The sequence below is a fragment of the Vibrio sp. YT-17 genome (assembly GCF_033337375.1).
GTDB lineage: Bacteria > Pseudomonadota > Gammaproteobacteria > Enterobacterales > Vibrionaceae > Vibrio > Vibrio alginolyticus.
Genome location: NZ_JAWOQP010000014.1, coordinates 110,071 through 130,191 on the forward strand (window position 1 = coordinate 110,071; position 20,121 = coordinate 130,191).

The following is a 20,121-nucleotide window of genomic DNA, read 5'->3' on the forward strand; positions in this document are numbered from 1 at the left end:
TTGCATTACGTAACTATACAAATAGAAACCGATGGCATAAATTTTTCAAAATGATATAAACCATTACAAAATATAACAAAACGTTAGAACTAGGTTATATCATGAGTCTTGAGCAATCTTTGGAATATCTCACCAAAACAAATTTGCCGATCGAATCAAAGCAGCAGGCACTGGTTGACTCAGTTATTCTTACCCTAACGAAACAAAAACGAGATGCTCTTTTTCAACAGGTTGCTCTGTATCGAATAAAACTGCTTAAATCTCTCTTTCCTAAACACGCATCAAAAAGTCTTTCTGCACTATTTGAGTTAATGGATTATCGAGATTTAGTGCAACAGTATCCGACAGGTTTCTCCAAAGAGATTCGTTTACTTGAACAACTTGCCGCAGATTGTTACCCGCATTGGATGGTTTTCTGGTGTCAATGCGAGATCGAAGCAATCAAGCAAAAATATCCTTCAAACGAAGCTGCGATTCCTACTCCGCTTCCGTTTGACGACCACAGCTATACTAGCGTGTTAATTGAAGATATCGCAGATTGCGATCTTGAGGTAATGCTGCCAAATCATGCAGCGTTAATGCCGATTTCCAAAGCGATCACACTGAGTAATCTTGAGCTTTTCGTCCAAACTGAACAATGGTTTGAAATCTTGCCTCTTTTATCACTCTCGCAAAAAGGGCAGCACTTTGCGCTCTTGCTCAAATCGTCATCTTCACCAATCATGGTCTCCTCCGCTTTAGTGCAAGGCTGGCATCAGCGAAATAACTGGCTCAGTTACTCACCACAGTTTAGTAACGAACAATGGCAGTTTTGCTTTCCTAATCATGGGTACAGTGTTCTCAATCAACTGGGTATTTTGGAGTGTCGTGCTCTAACTCATGAGCACACTCTTATTGGGTTTGATGCTCAGTTTCAATCTCATGTAAAGAACACTGAAGCGGTTTGCGAAGTGCTGCGCCTTACGGTGGGAGGCAACATCCAACAAAAGCTGTATTTTTTGTATCTGGCGCAAAAAACTATGATGAGCGAGCTCTATAAAGCAGGCTATAAGCTCGGCTTTACCATTATTGAGCAAGTATTTATGTTAAATTTCTATCAATCTATTGATTTAAGTGCCTACTTTCACTCAGGATACCGCGACATTAACGGTGACGGTACCAAGACATACCGCGGTTTCTGGAATTTAGGTATGATGGTTGAAGCATTTCAAGACATACAATTTCGCGACTACAAACATTGCGTACGAACAAAAAGAATGGATAAAAAGGTGAATGAGCATGCTTGATGTTCATTTGCACGGTCTCTTTTACCCAAAAGCAATGGCATTGTACGCGACTGTACTAATAGTATTCGCTTGGCTACTGTATTACTGCTATCGCCTAAAACAGAAGAGTGAATCAATCTTAGGCTCGCATCACGCGCCTTACATCGCTTATTCCAGCTGTATCATTGTTTGGATAAGCAGTAACGCCTATTTCCATACCGATTTATTGCCAGAATTAGGCTCTGTTGGTGGCATTTTTATGGCTAAGTTAGCGAACTTAGCGTCTTTTTTCGCCTTTGCGTTTGCATTCTATTTTTCTTGCCAGTTAACCGCAGATGTTAAAAAAACAGCGGTCAAAGTCTGGCAAAAAGTCGTCTTTGTCGCACTAGCAACGTATTCACTGTACATCAACTTAGTGCCGAATCTTACTGTCGAAAATGTCACCATTAGTGGTCCAAGCCAGTTCGTCATTGAATTTGGCCCACATACCTCATATTTTTTCATTAGTTTGCTAGCTTTCGTGGTACTAACGCTGCTTAACTTGATTGCCATGCGCGCTAACAGCAGCAAGCTCACGCTAGCAAAAAGCAACTATATGATCGCTGGCATTTTGGTATTCATGTTATCTACGGCAGTGATACACCTTGGAATGACGTATTTCCTTGGCGACTTCTCCCTAACTTGGTTACCACCAGCACTTTCAATCAGCGAAATGTTGTTTGTGGGCTATGCCCTACTTACCTCTCGCTTCTACAGCGCTAAATATCTCACGTACTTAACGGTAAGCGCGCTCTTAGTCTGCGCCATTTTTGTTCTGCCGCTAGGGGCGATATTTATTCCTATCTCTGAAGATAACCAATGGCTTGTTGCGGTACCTTTATGTGCGCTTATCGGTATCACTTGGCACTTGCTTTTTAAGCGAGTCAGTCGTTTCGCTTCGTATTTTATTTATGGGAAACGACACACTCCCGTTCAGCAAATCCTTGGGTTAGAGGAAGAGTTTAAACGCTCAATAGATGATGCTATGCGTCAGTTGGCATCGTTACTTAACATACCAAACAACAAGCTACAGCTAGTCACTAGCAATTACACAGAAACGTTTTACGAAGAGTACCTGCCGTCAAGCAAGTCAGTTCTCGTGCTAGATGAGTTGTCTGAAGAAATTGATTATGCCTCCTCTTCTAAAGGGTCGATGAGAAAGCTCTACGAGCGCATGCGCTCAAGCAATACTGCGCTCGTTATGCCTCTCTTCGGTCGTGGAAAGTCTGTTACTCACTTACTAATTTCTTCACATAAAATAGATAATAAGCTGTTTTCTAATGAAGAAATCTCAGCTCTGCAAACGTTATTAGTTCGCATCCAGAGCACCATTGAAGCCGATAGAAAGGTACGCCAAAGCCGTGCGCTGGCTAACTCCATTGCACATGAAATGCGTAACCCTCTCGCTCAAGTACAATTACAATTTGAAGCTTTAAAACAGCATATAGAGTCAAACGCCTCACTGGATACGCTAAAAAGAGAAATTGATAAAGGTGAAGCCGCTATACAACGCGGTAGACAACTTATCGATATTATTTTACGAGAAGTTAGCGACAGTTCACCAGAGCATGAGCCTTTAGCTCTCACTTCCATACATAAAGCCATCGACCAAGCAGTAAGCCGTTATGGTTTTGAAAACGATCAAATAATAGAGAGAATTAACCTGCCACAGGCACACGATTTTGTCGCGAAGTTAAATGAGACCCTGTTTAACTTTGTCATTTTCAATTTGATTCGTAACGCTATCTACTATTTTGATTCTTATCCCGACAGTCAAATTGAGATTCGTACCCAGACGGGGGCTTACGAAAACATTCTGATCTTCCGAGATAGTGGGCCAGGTATAGATAGCAGTATCTTACACAAGATATTTGATGACTTTTTCTCGTATCAAAAAAGCGGAGGCAGTGGCTTAGGTTTGGGCTATTGCCAACGTGTTATGCGCTCCTTCGGAGGACGAATAGAGTGCCAGTCTGAATTGAACGAGTTCACAGAATTCTACTTGTATTTCCCAGTCGTACCAAACGCACCAAAACCAGAGACATTAAGAGCACCGGACTTTGATAGCTGGAAAGCAACTGCATCACATTCTGAAAATCATTCAGCTCAACACGTACAAGTATGTAAAGATGCACCAACAGTGCTCATTGTAGATGACAAAGAGGTGCAACGCACCTTGGTACAGATGTATTTAAAAAGATTGGGAGTCAACAGCTTACAAGCAAATAATGGAGCCTCTGCGGTAGAACTATTCCACTCTCACAAGATTGATCTCGTTCTTATGGATGTCCAAATGCCGGTAATGAATGGATTTGACGCCAGCCAGCGGATTAAGCAAATCACATCCTCCGTTCCAATCATTGCCTTATCTGGTGAGTCTGGAGCTAGAGAGTTGGAGCTAATTTCGACACTCATGGATGACAGGCTCGAAAAGCCCACCACGTTAAATGCACTTCAAGTCGTCATCCAAAGATGGTTACAGAACGAGAATTTTGCACCTTCCAGCACTTTTTAATTTGCAAATATAGAATTGGCACTAGATGTGCATTATTGGAGTAAATCGAATTATCCAGAAGGTCAAGCAGGCTGCAAATGAGTAGCGTATGAGCTTGATAAGGAGATCGCCATGTTACTTCATCGACATACATACTACGGCTTGATTCATCATGGAATCAAAACACTGTTACTTGATCGCTTAGGCCACTATACAGAAGAAGAGTATCATCAATATCTGACCCTGATGACTGGTAAATCCACTTGCTTCACGATGTCCCTCGAAGAGCTAGAAGCAACGGTCGATAACTTACTGCGGGAAGGCTATTTAGAAGATGTAAAAACGCTTATTTCCCAATATCAACGTGTGGCTTAAGGTTTAAAACTCTCAACTCTATTGCCGCTTCACGCGGCAATTTTTATTCCTTCCATTTGCTGTTTCGACGTGGAAGAAGCTTGCGGGCTGTACGATATACTAAGCGTTACTATTCTTACCTTAACTTCCTCAGTATTCACATCTTGTCAGATTCCGTTAGACTGTCTTCAATTCAATAATTAGGTAGATTTTGCCATCATGAAGCAGATCCTAGACTTTATACCACTCATCGTTTTCTTCGCTTTATACAAGCTGTACGACATCTACGTGGCGACAGGTGCACTGATCGTAGCAACAGCCATTCAACTTGTCGTCACCTATGCGCTGTATAAGAAAGTCGAAAAGATACAGCTAATAACATTTGTTATCGTCACTATCTTCGGCGGCATGACCCTTTTCTTCCACGACGACAATTTTATAAAGTGGAAAGTCACCATCATTTACGCGATTCTGGCGATTGGCTTAGCAGTGAGCCACGCATTGGGAAAATCAGCCATCAAAGGTATGCTAGGCAAGGAAATTACGTTACCTGACGCTGTTTGGGCAAAGATTAACTGGGCTTGGGTTGGCTTCTTCTCATTCTTCGCTGGCCTAAACATTTATATTGCTTACGAATTGCCGTTGGATGTTTGGGTTAACTTCAAAGTATTTGGAATGTTGATCGCGACATTTGCCTACATGATTGCGACTGGCTTTTACATTTATAAACACATGCCAAAAGAACAAAAAAATAACTCATCCGATGTGTCCACTGATGATTAAAAACTCAGTTTTGCTATAATCCGCGACTTCACAGCGACCTTAGGGTCGCTGTTTTGCTCCATGTATCAGTAAACCGCTCAAACAACGTACCGTTTTCAGACCATTCTTGCTGCTGTAAACCAACTTTCTCTGGTCCGGTATCTGCGGTTTTTTAAGGACCTTTGGTTCTAGGTATTTACTATGTTGGCGCTTAGTTTGAGCGCCTTTAAGATTTAGGATGTCACAATGAGTCAAGAAATTAGCTCTCCGAAAGGTCAAATGCTGCTTCGTACCCTTGCAATGCCTGCAGATACAAACGCCAATGGCGATATTTTTGGCGGTTGGATAATGTCTCAGCTCGACTTAGCGGGCGCGATTCTAGCAAAAGAGATCTCTTGTGGTCGCGTTGTCACCGTTTCGGTATCAAGCATTACGTTCAAAAAACCTGTTGGTGTGGGCGATGTCGTATGCTGCTACGGCGAATGCACTAAGATCGGCCGCACATCCATGAGTGTCGATTTGGAAGTATGGGTCAAACCCGTCAAAGCTCACGGTGTTGGCGAACGCTTCATGGTTTGTGATGCGACCTTCAACTACGTAGCCATTGACAGTGAAGGTAAACCACGTCCGGTTCAGAATTAGTCAACCTACAACGCTAACAGTTAGAAAGGATCTCACATTTTCTGTTGTTCACTTGTGAGAGACACAAAAAAGGCGTTAAATTAACACTTTACCCTACCAATTAAGGAACTATGCTATGTGGTATGTCATCTTTTCACAGGACGTTGAGAACTCGTTGGAAAAACGCATGAGCGTTCGCCCACAACACTTGGATCGCTTACAAAAGCTACAAGACGAAGGTCGCCTTCTTACAGCTGGTCCGATGCCTGCGATAGATTCTGACAATCCTGGAGAAGCTGGATTTACGGGCTCAACTGTCATCGCTGAATTCGCCTCTCTAGAGGATGCTAAAGCGTGGGCAGAAGCCGATCCTTATGTAGCGGCTGGTGTTTACGATCATGTAATCGTGAAACCGTTCAAAAAAGTGTTTTAATTTATGAAAAAATTACTGTGTCTTTTCTTGGTATTTGGTGCTCTGGCTGGCTGTTCATCAACCGATGATAATCAGCGCCAACTTGAGCTTATGGCATCAAACCGAGCAGGAGTCTTGTCTGCGGGCCTCCCTTTAGAGTACGGTCCACTGCAAATAATGCGTGTCTCATCCAACAAAAATGTTGTAGAGATGATGATGATTTATAACGATGGCGCACTCGGTGCAAAGCCGTTAAATCAAGTACTGAATACCAGTATCTATACCTACTGCAGCAACCCAGAAGTTCGCAAGCAAATTGATATGGGCTTGATGTATCGTATTAAGGTACGTAATTCTCGCGGTCAGTTGATGGCAGATGAGTTGGTTTCCGCACAGACTTGTACTCAGGTGAAGTAGCTACAGTAATTTTTGTTGCTTTCGGCATGAGACGATGATTCGCTATTATTGGATAATCTGAAAACGAAAGTTAACAATTAAGAATAGAAAAACGGAGACCACAGTCTCCGTTTTTATTTGCTGTAACGATGTGTTACGCCAGCTCAGCACGGAGCTTCTTCGCCGCTGAAACCAGATTTGCCAATGCGGCTTCTGTCTCCTTCCAGTTTCGTGTTTTCAGACCACAATCTGGGTTTACCCACAAACGTTGAGCCGGAATTTTTTCTGCCGCTTTCTTGATTAAACCTTCAATCCATTCTTCCGTAGGAATGTTTGGTGAGTGAATGTCATAAACACCAGGGCCAATTTCGTTCGGGTAATTGAACTCTTCAAATGCTTTCAGCAGCTCCATATTTGAGCGAGATGTTTCAATGGTAATGACGTCCGCATCGAGTGCCGCAACCGAATCAATGATTTCATTGAACTCGCTGTAACACATATGAGTGTGAATCTGAGTTTCTGGTTTTGCACTTGCCGCAGAGACCTTAAACGCATTTACGGCCCATTCTAAGTACGCTTTGTGATCGCGTTTTTTGAGTGGTAAACCTTCTCGAATGGCTGGCTCATCAATTTGAATGATATTGATGCCTGCATCTTGCAGGTCAGACACCTCATCACGCAGTGCCAAAGCAAGTTGCTGCGCAATTTCTTGACGTGTGATGTCTTCACGTGGGAACGTCCAACATAAAATCGTTACTGGTCCAGTCAACATGCCTTTCATCTGTTTGCTGGTTAGCGATTGTGCGTACGTCGACCATTCAACTGTGATCGGTTTTTCACGTTCAATGTCAGCAACTACAATGGCAGGTTTCACACAGCGAGAACCATAACTCTGTACCCAACCAAATTTGGTCGTTTGAAAACCCGCCAAGTTCTCAGCGAAGTATTCCACCATGTCGTTACGCTCTGCTTCACCATGAACTAGCACATCTAGGTCGAGCGCCTCTTGACGTTTTACTGCGTCAGCAATATGTCCTTTAAGTGCTTGGATATATTCAGACTCAGATAATTGACCTGTACGATAAGCGCTGCGCTGCACCCGGATTTCACCCGTTTGAGGAAAAGAGCCGATTGTCGTTGTTGGCAACAAAGGCAAGCCCAATACTTCAGCTTGATGCGCAGCACGCTCTGCATAAGGTGCGCTGCGCTCGGCAAGTGACGCGGTAATGTTGTTTAAACGCGCTTGTACTTGAGGTTTATTCACATGTGTTGCTGTCTTGCGCGCTTTGATTGTCTGGCTATAGGTATCACAAGCGAGAATCGCATTTTGATCACCATCGAGCGCTCGGCCAAGCAAGGCGACTTCTGCCACTTTTTGTTTTGCAAAGGCAAACCAACTTTTTACTTCTTCGCTTAGTTCTGTTTCCAGTGCTAAATCAACAGGGCTATGTAGAAGAGAACATGAACTGGCAACCCAAAGTTTGTCGCCCAGTTTCTCTTTGACTGGCTGTAGACGCTCGAGTTGGGCACTTAAATCCGAACGCCACACGTTACGACCATTCACAACGCCAGCAGAAAGCACCCACCCCTCCGGTAACTTGGCAACCACATCGTCAAGCTGCTGAGGGACGGCAGATAAATCGATATGCAAACCATCCACCGGTAGCTCTACAATTTTGTCTAGCGTATCGCTTACGGAGTCAAAGTACGTCGTTAGCAGCACTTTTACATCGCTTCGAATCACTTGGTAGGCCAGCTTAAACGAATCAGCCCATTTGCTTTCTAGCTCCAGTGACAAAATTGGCTCATCAATCTGAACCCACTCAACACCTTGACTTGCTAGCTTTGCCAAAATAGCTTGGTAAGCAGTAAGTAAGCGTGGTAGCAGGGTTAAGCGGTCAAACCCTTCTTCGACCTCTTTGCCCAAGTAAAGGTAACTGACTGGGCCAAGCAAAACAGGCTTCACTTGGTGGCCAGCTTGAAGCGCTTCGTTGACTTCTTCAAACAGTTGCGGCCAGCTCACTTCAAACGTATCGTCCTTGCTGAATTCAGGGACGATGTAATGGTAGTTTGTGTTGAACCATTTGGTCATATCCGATGCCGCAGCGCCCGCACAGCTGCAACCCGCCTGAGATTGACCGCGACCCACTTTGAACAACGTATCCAGGTTAGGGAAACCATCAGCGTGACGCTTTGGCACATGACCCAATAGCAACGTGGTCGTCAGTACATGATCATACCAAGCGAAGTCGCCAGCAGTGGCAAAACTCAAACCTGAATCCGTTTGTGTTTGCCAGTTTTTGGCGCGTAGATCTGCCCCAACCTTTTTAAGCTCAGCTTGATCAATTTCTCCTCGCCAGTATTTCTCCTGAGCGAATTTTAATTCTCTTTTTTCACCAATGCGTGGATAACCTAGTATGTGAGTCGTTGTCGCCATGTCCCTATTCCTTTCTCAATTTTGTTCAATTTGTTTGGATCAGAGCATCTTTCGGTAAAGAATAAGATGTCTGGATGGCTAAACTATCGCTCTCATCTGATATTAGAACAACGTCCATTTATTCAACTTGTTTATTAAAAAAATTCATCATGAAGCGACATGATTCGCAAATAAAAACAACAAATAGACGTCTAGACGTTTACATATCCATTTTTTGTCGTTAAGTTATTTACACGATTGCTATTCTGTTCATAGCGAGCAACAAAGGATGAAAGGAATTCATGATAGAGCTAAAACATTTGCGGACACTCACTTCGCTTCGAGACACTGGCTCTCTAACGGCGACAGCGACCGCTTTGCATCTCACTCAGTCGGCACTGTCTCATCAGATCAAAGATTTGGAGGCGCGAATTGGAGGGCAACTGTTCCTGAGAAAGACTCGTCCGGTGAAGTTCACTTCAGAGGGAGAAATCCTATTGCGTCTTGCAGAAGATATCCTTCCGAAACTCGCAAGAGCAGAAAATGATTTAGCGAGCTTGAAAGAGGACGTCAATGGCCGATTACATATGGCCATTGAATGTCACTCTTGCTTCCAATGGCTAATGCCTGCACTTAGGGAGTACCAACTTGCTTGGCCTAGCGTAACATTGGACTTTTCCTCTGGTTTTGGCTTTGAACCACTCCCAGCTCTATTGGCAGGCGAACTCGATCTCGTTATTACTTCCGATATCCAACCTCGATCCGAAGTCCACTACGAGCCTCTATTCGACTTTGAAATGCGTTTAATTACCGCAACCAACCACCCATTGGCGGAAAAAGAAATTATTGAGCCGCAAGATCTCGCAGATCAAACCATGCTCTCTTATCCGGTTCAAAAACAAAGGCTAGACGTCGTAAAACACTTTCTTCAGCCAGCAGGAATAGAACCTGCGAAATGGAAGCAAGCCGACAACACTCTCATGTTAGTTCAGATGGTCTCTGCTGGATTAGGGGTGGCGGCACTACCCAATTGGGCGATTTCTGAATTTTCTCGCCAAGGTCTTATTACCAGTAAACCTTTCGGCCAAGGCTTATGGCGTCGCTTGTTTGCTGCAACGCGTCACTCAGAGAAAGAAAAGCGTTACTTACAAGCTTTTTTCGCAACCGCGAGGCTACAATGTAAAAGCCACCTTGACGGAATCAAGGTGGCTTAAAAGATTTGGGTTATGAAAGGCTTAGCGTTGATATGCTTTAAATTGGTTAGTCAATGGATCGTACTGATAACCGAGCATATCAAGCTTGCCGACTACAGACTCTACATCCATCTCATACACTGATACTAACTCGTCAAAACTGTCGCACTCTAAACGTAGCTTTTCGTTGACGATACCTAGCAAAATAGTGCTGTCCAGATTACCTACATTGCTTAAATCCATCGCGACTCTCCTCTTCGACAAGGTATATAAACAAGCGTAGTAGTAATCACGCGAATTTAAAGTGAGTGCGCTCTAAAACGTGATCACCTTATACCCAAGCACCAAGAAAGCACTTGGATATAAGCTGTCTAGCTTTGTCTTTAGAATAGAGGTTAAGCCGCGAGAGAGAATAAACCTTGCAGGCTCGTCATCGACGCGAGTGCTAGCAACAAGGCAACGCTCAGCTGCACCTTTTCTGGTTTCTTATGCGTAAAAATATGCCAACACCACACAATAATTGAAGAAATTAGCATAGCTAAAGACAGCAAGATCGGCTGTGTCGCAGCGTTTAGTGTGGCTTCATTTAACTGGTAAGAAGCAAACAACGTTGCGATGACTAATAGCATTCCAGACACAATGCCCGTAACTGGTAAAATACGGTGAAATGCCTGTAATCTGCTGCGAGCTATCGTAAGCAGCAATTGAGAAAATGACGCCCCAAGGAAAAATATCATTAGCGCCATCGCTATCGATGCTGGCCAGCTTGATTGCTCAAATACTTGAATACTCACATACGCAAAGGCCAAACCATTCGCTAAATGCATCGCCCATAGTGGCCCTTTTTCACGCGTTTTCTTGGTTTGAACCTGAGAATAGAAGTAGAAAATAGCAAACACGATCATAAATGCTTCAATGCGAAGTGACGCAACAGCGAGCCACAATACAGCTACTGCAGGCAACATTTTATGAAGACGTCCTCGCTGACCAGGACAAATATCGCCCTTGATTAGAAGCAAAGTCAGTAGCGCTTGTGCGCCAAATAGCATCGGAGGGAAATTAACCAGCAATTGTTGAATCATGTTGAATGCACGCTCAAAAGTCATTTTGGGGGGCGATAATATCAAATCAACTATCGCCAAACCACCGAAAGTCGGCCCCCAAATGAGCTAAAACGGTAAGACAATTTTATTCACAGAGAAGCAAGATACTTCAACGCGTCTTCCTGCGTTAAAACTCCACGGTACTCTTCTTTGGTATTACACAATACCCAAGGGAAACGAATGCCGGTTTTAACCAACTCTCGAATAACAGAGACAGGTAAATCCTCATCAACCAACACAAATTCGGTGCTCATTATCTGATTAACAGGACGCTTCCAAATTCTGCTTTCTCGTTCAGTTTCTCGCTCTGTGCCCATCGAGGGCGTTAGGTGTAAATTCACCGTCTCTTTCGTAATTAACCCAACACAACGATTTTCATTGAGAACAACTAAAGGCAAGCTTGGATTCAAATTCATGTACTCCACTGCCAAGGAGAGCGGTTCTCCAGGGTCCATAGACCTGACTTGTTCATGGCTCAAAGATTGCAACACATCACTTTGCTTAGGCTCAATCGCGATGTCAGAGAACAGATGCTCATAACTGTCCGCTTTATCCATCAAATCGACAGGCACGGCAGCAGAAAATAGAAAGCCCTGCATGTAATCGACACCGATTTCTGCCAATACTTGAAGTTCTTGCTTAGATTCCACGCCTTCAGCAACCACTTTTACATTCATTTGCTGTGCAAGCTCGGTGACCATTTTCACAATGTTATAGCTGGTGCTCCCTTTATGAATGTTCTTGATGAATTTTCGGTCTATTTTCAGTAAATCAAACTGCCCTTTTTCTAGATAAGAAAAAGAAGAATACCCAGTACCGAAGTCATCAATCGCGATCTCAATGCCCTCTTTCCGCACTTCCTCTAGAGCTCGAGTATGCTCCTCATCTTGTTCAAAATACGCGGTTTCTGTTAGCTCGATAGTTACTCGCTTAGGGTCTACACCACTGGCTTTAATCAAATCATGCGACCGCTGAAGGATCTGAAGAGAATCCAATTTCGTATTGAGGGAGCGATTGATGGTCACGCCCACTTCCTCGCCATAAATTTCTTGTAAGCGCGGAAAGTGCTTCAACGCAGCTTGGCAGACCACATCATCAAGTGCCGCTATGAGTTCTAGATCTTCAATAATAGCGATCATCTTTTGCGTGCAATACGCATCATTTTCATCATAGAAGCGTGCGAGAGCCTCGAACTTAACCACGCTTCCGGTTTGAACGTCGATAATCGGTTGAAAGTAAACGTCCACTAGCCCACTCTCTATTTGCGCCTCCAAAAACGCCTCGAGATGTTGGCGCTTCACTAATTCAGAGTGAAGTTCACTGTCGTAAAAGTTGAAATAGCTACCTTCACCGGAAATAGAGGACAACATCGCTTGCGCTGCATGTGCTAGCGCTTGTCTTGGTCGGTTCGTATCATAGCCAAGGATTGACACACCAGTTTGGCCTTTAACGATAGTGGCATGCATTTTTGTGCCCATTTCATTTCTAAGCTCATTAAAGAACCCTTTCATGGCAATTTGGATCAAACGAACCGGGCTCAACCATTGACAATGAGGGGTCTGCAAGCATACGACAAACACATCCCGAGATAACTGCCCCGCAATACTGGTGTAGCGACTTCGCATAATAAAATCTGCAAAACCTAATTGCTGTTCAAGCAAGTATCTCTCCGAAAACTTAGGTCTTAGTGTCATAACAATGTTGAGTTCTTTATTTCTGCTTTCATTCGCTAAGGTAGCTAATTGGAGTTCAAATTCTTTCCTCGTCGGTAAAAAGGCAGCCCAATCATGCTGTTGTTCACAACGATTTTTCATCCACAACAACGAAGCAGAAATATCCGTAGAAAATCCGAGATAAAGAATTCGTCCAGAATGAAACGTAAGTCGGTAAATACAAAGATGATGAGCTTGGTTGCTACCGTTTGCTGTTTTGCTCAGCAAGTTACCACACCAACATCCTTCATCATTAATTTGCTGCCACAGCTGATCATAAAACGCTTGGCTATGGTGAGAGGTACTGAATATATGAGTTTTAAGCCCAACCAGATCTCGGTTTTGATAGCCCATTTGTAACTCAAAGGCACGGTTACAACCTAAGATGCGCGTATCTTCATCGGCAACTAAAACGCCTACATTTGGCAAATCAAAAATCGTTTCGAGAATTTTCGCTAACTCCTCGCAACCAGTGATTGTTAATTGTGGAATGATAGTGCCTTGGATAATGCGCTTATTGAGCCTTTCAAAACTAATAGTAACGTGCACTAAGTTAACGTTTTTTAGCATCATGCAACAAGAAAACCGCCCCCGTCCGCCAAAGAGTTCCACTTCTAGAATTCGTTGTTTTAGCGTTTCTTGTTGCCCCATCAGCATATGATCAAACAAGTTATTTAGGCTGGTTACTGGCGTACTTATCCCAAATGCCTTTGCCATTCCTTGCTGATCACATTCGAACTCGCGAGTATCAATATCGTAAGACCACTCTATAACAGGAGTTAGACTGGAAGTCGTTTGCATTTTTGGATGCACTGTTGTCGTAGATTCACTCATACCCTAGCCCCTTTTTTTGTAATTAGCCCAAGGCTCAAAATTCACAGTCAATTCGCGACATTCCAGTTGGGACCTGCCGATCCTCTTTATAGATGGATTGTGTCAACGATAAGCCTATCGACTTAGAACTATTTCCAGAGCAGCTCAGCCTTTTGCATTTAATATGCACTAATTTGATTATAGGCTTTACCCCATATAAGCACACCATTGCTTATGCTTTGTATTAAGATTGCGACATTTTTCATGAACCGATCTATAACCATGAGGCTTTCAAGGTGAAATTAGACAGAAAATCGCCGATAGAGCATTGATATTTTTACAAACCAAATAAAACTCGATGAACTAAGCTTGAATAGATGAGTTTGTTATAGATACCTGATAATCAAATCGCTATAATTCGCGCTCCCTGGAACAGAGAGCAAAATATGACCAATAACATCACTCCTATTCATGAGTACAAAAAATACTGGGCAGAGTGTTTTGGTACGGCACCTTTCTTGCCGACCAGTCGCAAAGAAATGGATGCCCTAGGATGGGATAGCTGTGACATTATCATTGTAACCGGTGACGCTTATGTGGATCACCCAAGCTTTGGTATGGCTATCATTGGCCGCCTGCTAGAAGCACAAGGTTTCCGTGTCGGTATCATTGCTCAACCAGAATGGCAAAATAAAGATGCGTTCATGCAACTTGGTAAGCCAAATCTGTTCTTCGGGATCACTGCGGGTAACATGGACTCCATGATCAACCGTTACACCGCGGATAAAAAGCTTCGTCACGATGACGCGTACACACCAAATAACGAAGGTGGTAAACGCCCAGACCGCGCGACTTTGGTTTACTCTCAGCGTTGTCGTGAAGCTTACAAAGAAGTACCTATTGTTTTAGGTGGTATCGAAGCCAGCCTACGCCGTGTTGCGCACTACGATTACTGGTCAGATAAAGTTCGCCGTTCGGTACTATTTGATGCAAAAGCAGACATCCTACTTTTTGGTAACGCAGAACGCGCACTTGTCGAAATAGCACATCGCATCGCAAACGGCGAAGACATCAGCACCATGACCAATATTCGTGGTACTGCCGTGAACTTGCCAGTCGCGCCAGAAGGCTACACGGTTATTGATTCTTCTCGTATTGAAAAACCTCGTAAAGAAGCGTTCGTACCAAAGAACCCATACGAAGTAGAAACTCAGTGTGAAACTAAAAAAGACGAGCCAGTTGCACAACCAATCACAATTCGCCCATCACGCCACGATGCTGCGACGACTGCGGTCCGTTTACCTTCGTTTGAAAAGCTAAGAAACGATCGCATTCTTTATGCGCATGCAAGCCGTGTACTGCATTTAGAAACGAACCCGTACTCTGGTCGAGCGTTACTTCAAAGCCATGGTGATCGTGAACTTTGGGTAAACCAAGCTCCAATTCCATTGACGACCGAAGAGATGGACTTTGTGTTTGGCCTGCCTTACGCGCGTGTTCCTCATCCTATGTACGGCAAAGCAAAAATTCCTGCGTACGACATGATCAAGACGTCTGTGAACATCATGCGTGGTTGCTTTGGTGGCTGTTCTTTCTGTTCGATTACCGAGCATGAAGGTCGAATCATTCAAAACCGTTCGAAAGAGTCTATCATCAACGAGATTGAAGAAATTCGCGACAAAGTTCCAGGCTTTACCGGCACAATTTCCGATCTTGGTGGCCCGACTGCAAACATGTACCGCCTGGGCTGTAAAGATCCAAAAGCGGAAGCGAACTGTCGTCGTCCTTCTTGTGTATTCCCGGGCATCTGTAACAAGCTAAACACAGACCACAAACACACGATCGATTTATACCGCGAAGCGCGTAAAGTTGAAGGCGTGAAGAAAGTGATGGTTGCATCTGGCGTACGTTACGACCTTGCGATTGAATCACCAGAATACGTGAAAGAGCTCGTTACTCACCACGTAGGCGGTTACTTGAAGATTGCACCGGAACATACAGAGAAAGGTCCTCTTGATCTGATGATGAAGCCAGGCATGGGTACGTACGATCGCTTTAAAGAGATGTTCGAGAAATACAGTGCAGAAGCAGGCAAGAAGCAGTACTTAATCCCTTATTTTATCTCTGCGCACCCAGGCACAGAAGACGAAGACATGCTGAACCTTGCTCTGTGGCTCAAAAAGAACAACTTCGAATGTGACCAAGTACAAAACTTCTACCCTTCGCCAATGTGTAACGCAACGTCGATGTACTACTCAGAGACAAACCCTCTGAAACGCGTGAAGTACAAAAAACGTGAAGATGTACCTGTAGCAAAAGGTGAACGTCAACGTCGCCTACATAAAGCGCTGTTGCGTTACCACGATCCAGCAAACTGGCCAATGATCCGTGAAGCCCTAGTCAGTATGGGTAAAAAACATTTGATTGGTGACAAACAAGGCTGTCTCGTTCCTGCAGAAGACATTGAAGCACAAACACCTGCGCAACGTCGTAAATCTGGTCGTCACGGGGCAAACCGCTTTGCAACCAAACATACCAAAAACCAACCAGGCTTCGGTGGTCATTTGAACAAACGCTCTGAAGGCGGTTCAAAAGATGGTAAACCATCTGGTAACCGTAACGGTTCTGGCAAAGCTACAGGTGGTCAACGCCCTGCAAGCAACGGCCAACGTCCTAGCGGCAACGGTGCAAACCGCCCGGCAGGTAGCAAGCCGCAAGGCCAAGGTCGCCCACAAGGACAAGGCAAACCAGCTGGTCAACGTAAACCAAAGCGTCGCTAATTATTTAGAGCTTAAATACTAGAAAGGGCTCCAGAGTTAACTCTGGAGCCCTTTTGTTTTGTCAGCTCATTGAAGCATCACTAATAACTCAAACTTTGATTCAATCAATACAAAAAATGGTAAACACCAACCAACTTATTGGAAAAACAAACAATTATTTGATTGAAGCAAAACCATAAAAGCATAACTTATTGATTTTTAATTGCTTTATTTTGGTGCGATATTTGCGTAACAGAGTAAAACTCTTAAACATGGGCTAACGATGAATAATCCACTTCCCCCAAAAACTTCTATGTTCTGGTATGACAACAGCTATACCTATGAGGAGGCCGTTCAGGCATTTGAAAGCGATGGTACACTGAAATCGCTGAATATCGTTCCAACCACGGAATCCGATGATCTTGCTGGCTCACCCCCAGAGCGCAGTATGTTTTGGGAGGGAGAAACAAAAAAAATCGATCCGCCACCGCCGTCTGAACCAGAGCCTCTCAATTTAAAAACTGAGAAAGAAGCAACGGAAGCATCACCTGCGCACTTTATCCCAGTCCGCTATGCCATCGATCAGCTAGAAACAGAAGAGACACAACCTTTTGGTTTGCCTGAAGAATGGAAAGGCCAAGGCCCAGCCAAACTCAATACCGTTGGTTACACCCTGCGTCAACTGCGCGACGGTTGGCTGTATGTCTATGATGCAATCAACAAAAGCTTAGACGAATACGAAATCAAAGGAACGCAATTCACGCTCTATAAGTTGGGAGAATCAGAAAGCCCAAAATCAGAGCAGCGTGGGACACCACAAGATGCAAAGGCCTTCCTTACTTACGTCAACGGAAGCGTACTATCGATTTGCTTCTCTGAGCACCGCTGGACATGGCACACGTTCATGCGCGTACTTAACAATCCGAGTAATCATATCGATCGCATGCAAACCATTGTTCTGTCCTCAAACGAGAATCAGCACAACATTGCACCAATAGATAAGTTAACCCAAGTCGCTGATATTGAATCTTCTGCCGTCGATGATGGTCGCTTTGCGGATTCTGGCATCGCCACCAAAGCAGATGAAGATGGTTCTGTTTTTAAACCTGTCGCAGTCGAAAGCGATTTAACCTCTGCGATTCCAGAAGAAGAATCAGGCTACTTCGTCGCGATAAAAGATTACGCCGCAGACATTCAAGATATGTCACTGCATTTTGTTGGTGCCGCAAGCCCTTACCGCCTTTTCACTGACCAGTTTTCAAACCAGTGGAACTTGATGCAGACCGCCATGCAACTGTGTATGTTTGGTGCAAGTGACGAGATAGACATGCCAGCTAGCGTTAAGCGTAACGGCGAAGAGCTGTCGTTTTATACCGACATGGCTGACTATTATGACTCCTCTCACCAACTTGATTTGGCAGAGCAGAACAAAAGCTCAGTTCAGTCCGGCTATCCTGCTAAATTTTCCGCTGGAGCGATTGAATCACACCAACATACCCAAAGTGACATTGCTAAAGCGATACAGGACAAATATCGAATTTCTGCGAGCCGTTTTGGTAAATACGAACAATGGATAGCGACTGAACGCTGGCGTCAGCAGCTCAACTGGAAGCAAATGCTGAGCGAGATGCAAGAGCTGTCAGAACAAAAAGAAAACATGCTAACCCAAGTGGTTTCGGTCAAACGCGACTTTATCGCAGTAATGGAGTCCTTAACGCCGCATCACCTTGAAAGAACCTTCGACCTATACAGCGAAGACACACAGTACAGCTTGTATCAACTGCACAAGCAAGCGGTTGAGTCATTTACTTTGGTGATGCAAGAAGAAGACCGCCAATGGGCAGAAAGCCAATGGGAGAAACCAACCAGTTTACTCGCACTCTATGCCTCTGGGTTTAGTCGTAGTTTATTTAAAGTGATGGAGAAGAATATTACAGAGGCGCTTGATGAACAGTCGATCGTCTCAGAAAATCCTGATCCTGATAATCAGTTGATGGACCAGATATCTGATACCAGCAACCGCGTGAATATGTACTCTAAGATCATGGACTTTGTTTCCAACCCAAACACTGCGGAAACAGCTTTTCTCAAAGATATCGCCAAAGGTTTCCAAGAGCTGGATATTATTTTTAAATCTGCAATAGGTGCGCTTGCAAAAGGCGTTGTAGAGTTTGGTGTTAGCATGACCTCACAAGTATCAATTTCGCTGATGCCTGTTTTCGCTAAACCTCTGAACCGTCATAGCTATTATTTATTTGCCGTTATTGCAGAACATATGGCACACAATATGCCCGTAACAATAAAAGAAGGTTACGCTCACGATTTTAAAAAATGGAAAACACGCGTAAATGATTATCTGATTAAGCTCGAAAAAAACAATGCCATCATTGCTGACTTCCAGAAAAATAACCGCAAAGCTGACTCTAAATACACAACAGCTTTAGAAAATAGAAAGACTATTAAGAAGGCTCTCGCTGTAGCTACATTGGAGTACCCGCAGTACATTGAGTTACCTGATGATCTAACGCAAAGAACCGTCGAGCTTAGAACGCGGATCGCTATGAATAAACTCGATGATTTGAATAAACTGTTCGAGAATGCCGGTGGTCTAGGCTTTCTGGCATTAATATTTAACTGCATCGCGCTTGGTGATGCCATGAGCAGTATTCAAGACACGGGGTTAATGTCCTCAGATGAATTTTTGGATATCCAGCAAAAGTTATTTTACACAGTCAACGCTTGGACAGGTGTTCGTACAGGTAAGTTATGGGAGAAAGTGAAGGGTGAACCTAGGTTAAGGTCACATTCATATAATGTCTTAAAAAAGTTAGTGAATAGAAACGAAGATACCTTTAAAAACTTAAACCTTGATGACCTAAAGGTATTCAATAAATGGCTAGCAATCACAGGGGCTTTAGGTGCGTTAGCTTCGGGTATTGAGGCTTACCGTTCTTGGCAGAGTGCTGACAAAGTTTATAGTCAAGAAAAATATCTGCATGTAGCAAATTCCCTAGTATTAACAGCAATGTCAGCTGTCGGTATATTCCAAGTATACGGAGGGTTAACTGGACAATTTGCATTAAACTTATCCTTTGGCGGGCTTATAACGGCCGGCCTGGTTATTCTCACGATTGCATACCTAGCCATCAATTATAAGTTGAATAAGCTGAAACAAGATGATTTCCAAAAATGGTTAGATAAACTGCCTTGGGGTTATCACCCGACTCGCACTCAGTGGAGCCAATCTTCGAGCTTACCCGAAAGAGAGAAGCATAATTCAGCATTGGTTCAGCAAGCGCTGTTTGACTTACAATCTATTATTCAACAGCCTACGGTATACCATCAACCTATTGAAAAAGTACAAGCTTACCCAAGTTACACACATCGTGTGTTAATCGGTTTGGAAGTGCATATTCAACTGCCAAGGCGTGCTGCAACGAATGGTATTACGTTGAGAACTAACAGCAAGGCAACAGAAGATGATTTGATGTCAGGCTCGTGGCATCAAAACGCAGATTTAGTCACGCTACAAACTCAAGATCAAGCGAGCAAAGAATCACTGGTGTACAAAGTAACCTTGCCAATTGAAGAAGCAGATCATTACCTTACAATGCAAGTAGCTTACGATGTGGAAGATGATGCCCCTGCTAAGCGTGAGTATTGGTTCCAAAACGGCATAAAACAGAGTGCAACTTATGGCATTATTTCAGACAATATCAAACAAGACATAATTAAAAAAACACTCACCCCCGCTGTTGGCACACTAGGTTTTCAGGAGTAAC

General features: G+C 43.8%; 14 protein-coding genes. 10 read left to right on the plus strand and 4 right to left on the minus strand.

The window, feature by feature from the left end; genetic code table 11:
- Nucleotides 1-101 precede the first annotated feature (101 nt).
- The 7 genes from R7F67_RS14920 to R7F67_RS14950 all read left to right on the plus strand — a co-directional run bounded on the left by R7F67_RS14920 (nt 102) and on the right by R7F67_RS14950 (nt 6,364).
- Nucleotides 102-1,286 carry an acyl-homoserine-lactone synthase gene (locus tag R7F67_RS14920; RefSeq protein WP_042522825.1) on the plus strand — a complete coding sequence of 395 codons (1,185 nt, stop codon included), beginning with the start codon at nt 102-104 and terminating at the stop codon, nt 1,284-1,286.
- On the plus strand, nt 1,279-3,819 hold the full coding sequence (locus R7F67_RS14925) for a hybrid sensor histidine kinase/response regulator (RefSeq protein WP_054577047.1): 2,541 nt from the start codon (nt 1,279-1,281) through the stop codon (nt 3,817-3,819). Before R7F67_RS14920 ends, R7F67_RS14925 begins: the two co-directional genes overlap by 8 nt.
- Before the next feature lie 111 nt (nt 3,820-3,930).
- Nucleotides 3,931-4,173, plus strand: coding sequence for a hypothetical protein (locus R7F67_RS14930; RefSeq protein ID WP_017634694.1), 243 nt, complete (start codon nt 3,931-3,933; stop codon nt 4,171-4,173).
- A 198-nt stretch (nt 4,174-4,371) separates the two neighbouring features.
- Nucleotides 4,372-4,935 (plus strand): septation protein A, encoded by a 564-nt coding sequence (locus tag R7F67_RS14935; RefSeq protein ID WP_005386728.1) that lies wholly within the window; start codon nt 4,372-4,374, stop codon nt 4,933-4,935.
- A 225-nt stretch (nt 4,936-5,160) separates the two neighbouring features.
- Nucleotides 5,161-5,556, plus strand: coding sequence for an acyl-CoA thioester hydrolase YciA (yciA, locus tag R7F67_RS14940; protein ID WP_005376768.1), 396 nt, complete (start codon nt 5,161-5,163; stop codon nt 5,554-5,556).
- A gap of 115 nt (nt 5,557-5,671) precedes the next feature.
- Entirely contained in the window at nt 5,672-5,968 is a 297-nt protein-coding gene (locus tag R7F67_RS14945) for a YciI family protein (RefSeq protein WP_005386727.1), read from the plus strand.
- Between the two features lie 3 nt (nt 5,969-5,971).
- Nucleotides 5,972-6,364, plus strand: a complete 393-nt coding sequence (locus R7F67_RS14950) for a GspS/AspS pilotin family protein (protein ID WP_005386726.1) — start codon at nt 5,972-5,974, stop codon at nt 6,362-6,364.
- Between the two features lie 133 nt (nt 6,365-6,497).
- Here the strand turns inward: R7F67_RS14950 and metE are convergent, their stop codons facing one another.
- The gene (metE, locus tag R7F67_RS14955; RefSeq protein ID WP_054577048.1) at nt 6,498-8,780 is read right to left on the minus strand and encodes a 5-methyltetrahydropteroyltriglutamate--homocysteine S-methyltransferase; all 2,283 of its coding nucleotides are present in this window, start codon (nt 8,778-8,780) and stop codon (nt 6,498-6,500) included.
- 281 nt (nt 8,781-9,061) lie between these two features.
- Here metE and metR point away from each other — a divergent pair, with 281 nt between their 5' ends.
- Nucleotides 9,062-9,973, plus strand: coding sequence for an HTH-type transcriptional regulator MetR (gene metR, locus R7F67_RS14960; protein ID WP_005386724.1), 912 nt, complete (start codon nt 9,062-9,064; stop codon nt 9,971-9,973).
- A gap of 21 nt (nt 9,974-9,994) precedes the next feature.
- Here metR and R7F67_RS14965 read toward each other — a convergent pair whose 3' ends face one another.
- From R7F67_RS14965 to R7F67_RS14975, 3 genes are all read right to left on the minus strand, one after another.
- On the minus strand, nt 9,995-10,195 hold the full coding sequence (locus tag R7F67_RS14965) for a DUF4250 domain-containing protein (protein ID WP_005376762.1): 201 nt from the start codon (nt 10,193-10,195) through the stop codon (nt 9,995-9,997).
- 152 nt (nt 10,196-10,347) lie between these two features.
- On the minus strand, nt 10,348-11,058 hold the full coding sequence (locus tag R7F67_RS14970; RefSeq protein WP_054577049.1) for a hypothetical protein: 711 nt from the start codon (nt 11,056-11,058) through the stop codon (nt 10,348-10,350).
- An 86-nt stretch (nt 11,059-11,144) separates the two neighbouring features.
- Complete coding sequence (locus tag R7F67_RS14975) at nt 11,145-13,601, minus strand: EAL domain-containing protein (RefSeq protein WP_104979508.1); 2,457 nt, start codon at nt 13,599-13,601, stop codon at nt 11,145-11,147.
- Nucleotides 13,602-14,026: 425 nt separating this feature from the next.
- On the opposite strand from R7F67_RS14975, the gene R7F67_RS14980 reads away from it, so the two are divergent.
- Both R7F67_RS14980 and R7F67_RS14985 read left to right on the plus strand, forming a co-directional pair.
- A complete protein-coding gene (locus R7F67_RS14980; RefSeq protein WP_318057251.1) occupies nt 14,027-16,360 on the plus strand; it encodes a YgiQ family radical SAM protein in 2,334 nt (777 codons plus the stop codon).
- 262 nt (nt 16,361-16,622) lie between these two features.
- Nucleotides 16,623-20,120 (plus strand): T6SS effector BTH_I2691 family protein, encoded by a 3,498-nt coding sequence (locus R7F67_RS14985; protein ID WP_054577051.1) that lies wholly within the window; start codon nt 16,623-16,625, stop codon nt 20,118-20,120.
- The last annotated feature ends 1 nt before the right edge of the window (nt 20,121 follow it).

What these genes read in the sequence shown, in the direction of transcription:
- R7F67_RS14965 (WP_005376762.1), bottom strand. Translation starts at nt 10,195, where the DNA reads ATGGATTTAAGCAATGTAGGTAATCTGGACAGCACTATTTTGCTAGGT.
- R7F67_RS14920 (WP_042522825.1), top strand. Translation starts at nt 102, where the DNA reads ATGAGTCTTGAGCAATCTTTGGAATATCTCACCAAAACAAATTTGCCG.
- R7F67_RS14980 (WP_318057251.1), top strand. Translation starts at nt 14,027, where the DNA reads ATGACCAATAACATCACTCCTATTCATGAGTACAAAAAATACTGGGCA.
- R7F67_RS14935 (WP_005386728.1), top strand. Translation starts at nt 4,372, where the DNA reads ATGAAGCAGATCCTAGACTTTATACCACTCATCGTTTTCTTCGCTTTA.
- R7F67_RS14970 (WP_054577049.1), bottom strand. Translation starts at nt 11,058, where the DNA reads ATGACTTTTGAGCGTGCATTCAACATGATTCAACAATTGCTGGTTAAT.
- R7F67_RS14985 (WP_054577051.1), top strand. Translation starts at nt 16,623, where the DNA reads ATGAATAATCCACTTCCCCCAAAAACTTCTATGTTCTGGTATGACAAC.
- R7F67_RS14950 (WP_005386726.1), top strand. Translation starts at nt 5,972, where the DNA reads ATGAAAAAATTACTGTGTCTTTTCTTGGTATTTGGTGCTCTGGCTGGC.
- R7F67_RS14945 (WP_005386727.1), top strand. Translation starts at nt 5,672, where the DNA reads ATGTGGTATGTCATCTTTTCACAGGACGTTGAGAACTCGTTGGAAAAA.
- yciA (WP_005376768.1), top strand. Translation starts at nt 5,161, where the DNA reads ATGAGTCAAGAAATTAGCTCTCCGAAAGGTCAAATGCTGCTTCGTACC.
- R7F67_RS14975 (WP_104979508.1), bottom strand. Translation starts at nt 13,601, where the DNA reads ATGAGTGAATCTACGACAACAGTGCATCCAAAAATGCAAACGACTTCC.
- metE (WP_054577048.1), bottom strand. Translation starts at nt 8,780, where the DNA reads ATGGCGACAACGACTCACATACTAGGTTATCCACGCATTGGTGAAAAA.
- metR (WP_005386724.1), top strand. Translation starts at nt 9,062, where the DNA reads ATGATAGAGCTAAAACATTTGCGGACACTCACTTCGCTTCGAGACACT.
- R7F67_RS14930 (WP_017634694.1), top strand. Translation starts at nt 3,931, where the DNA reads ATGTTACTTCATCGACATACATACTACGGCTTGATTCATCATGGAATC.
- R7F67_RS14925 (WP_054577047.1), top strand. Translation starts at nt 1,279, where the DNA reads ATGCTTGATGTTCATTTGCACGGTCTCTTTTACCCAAAAGCAATGGCA.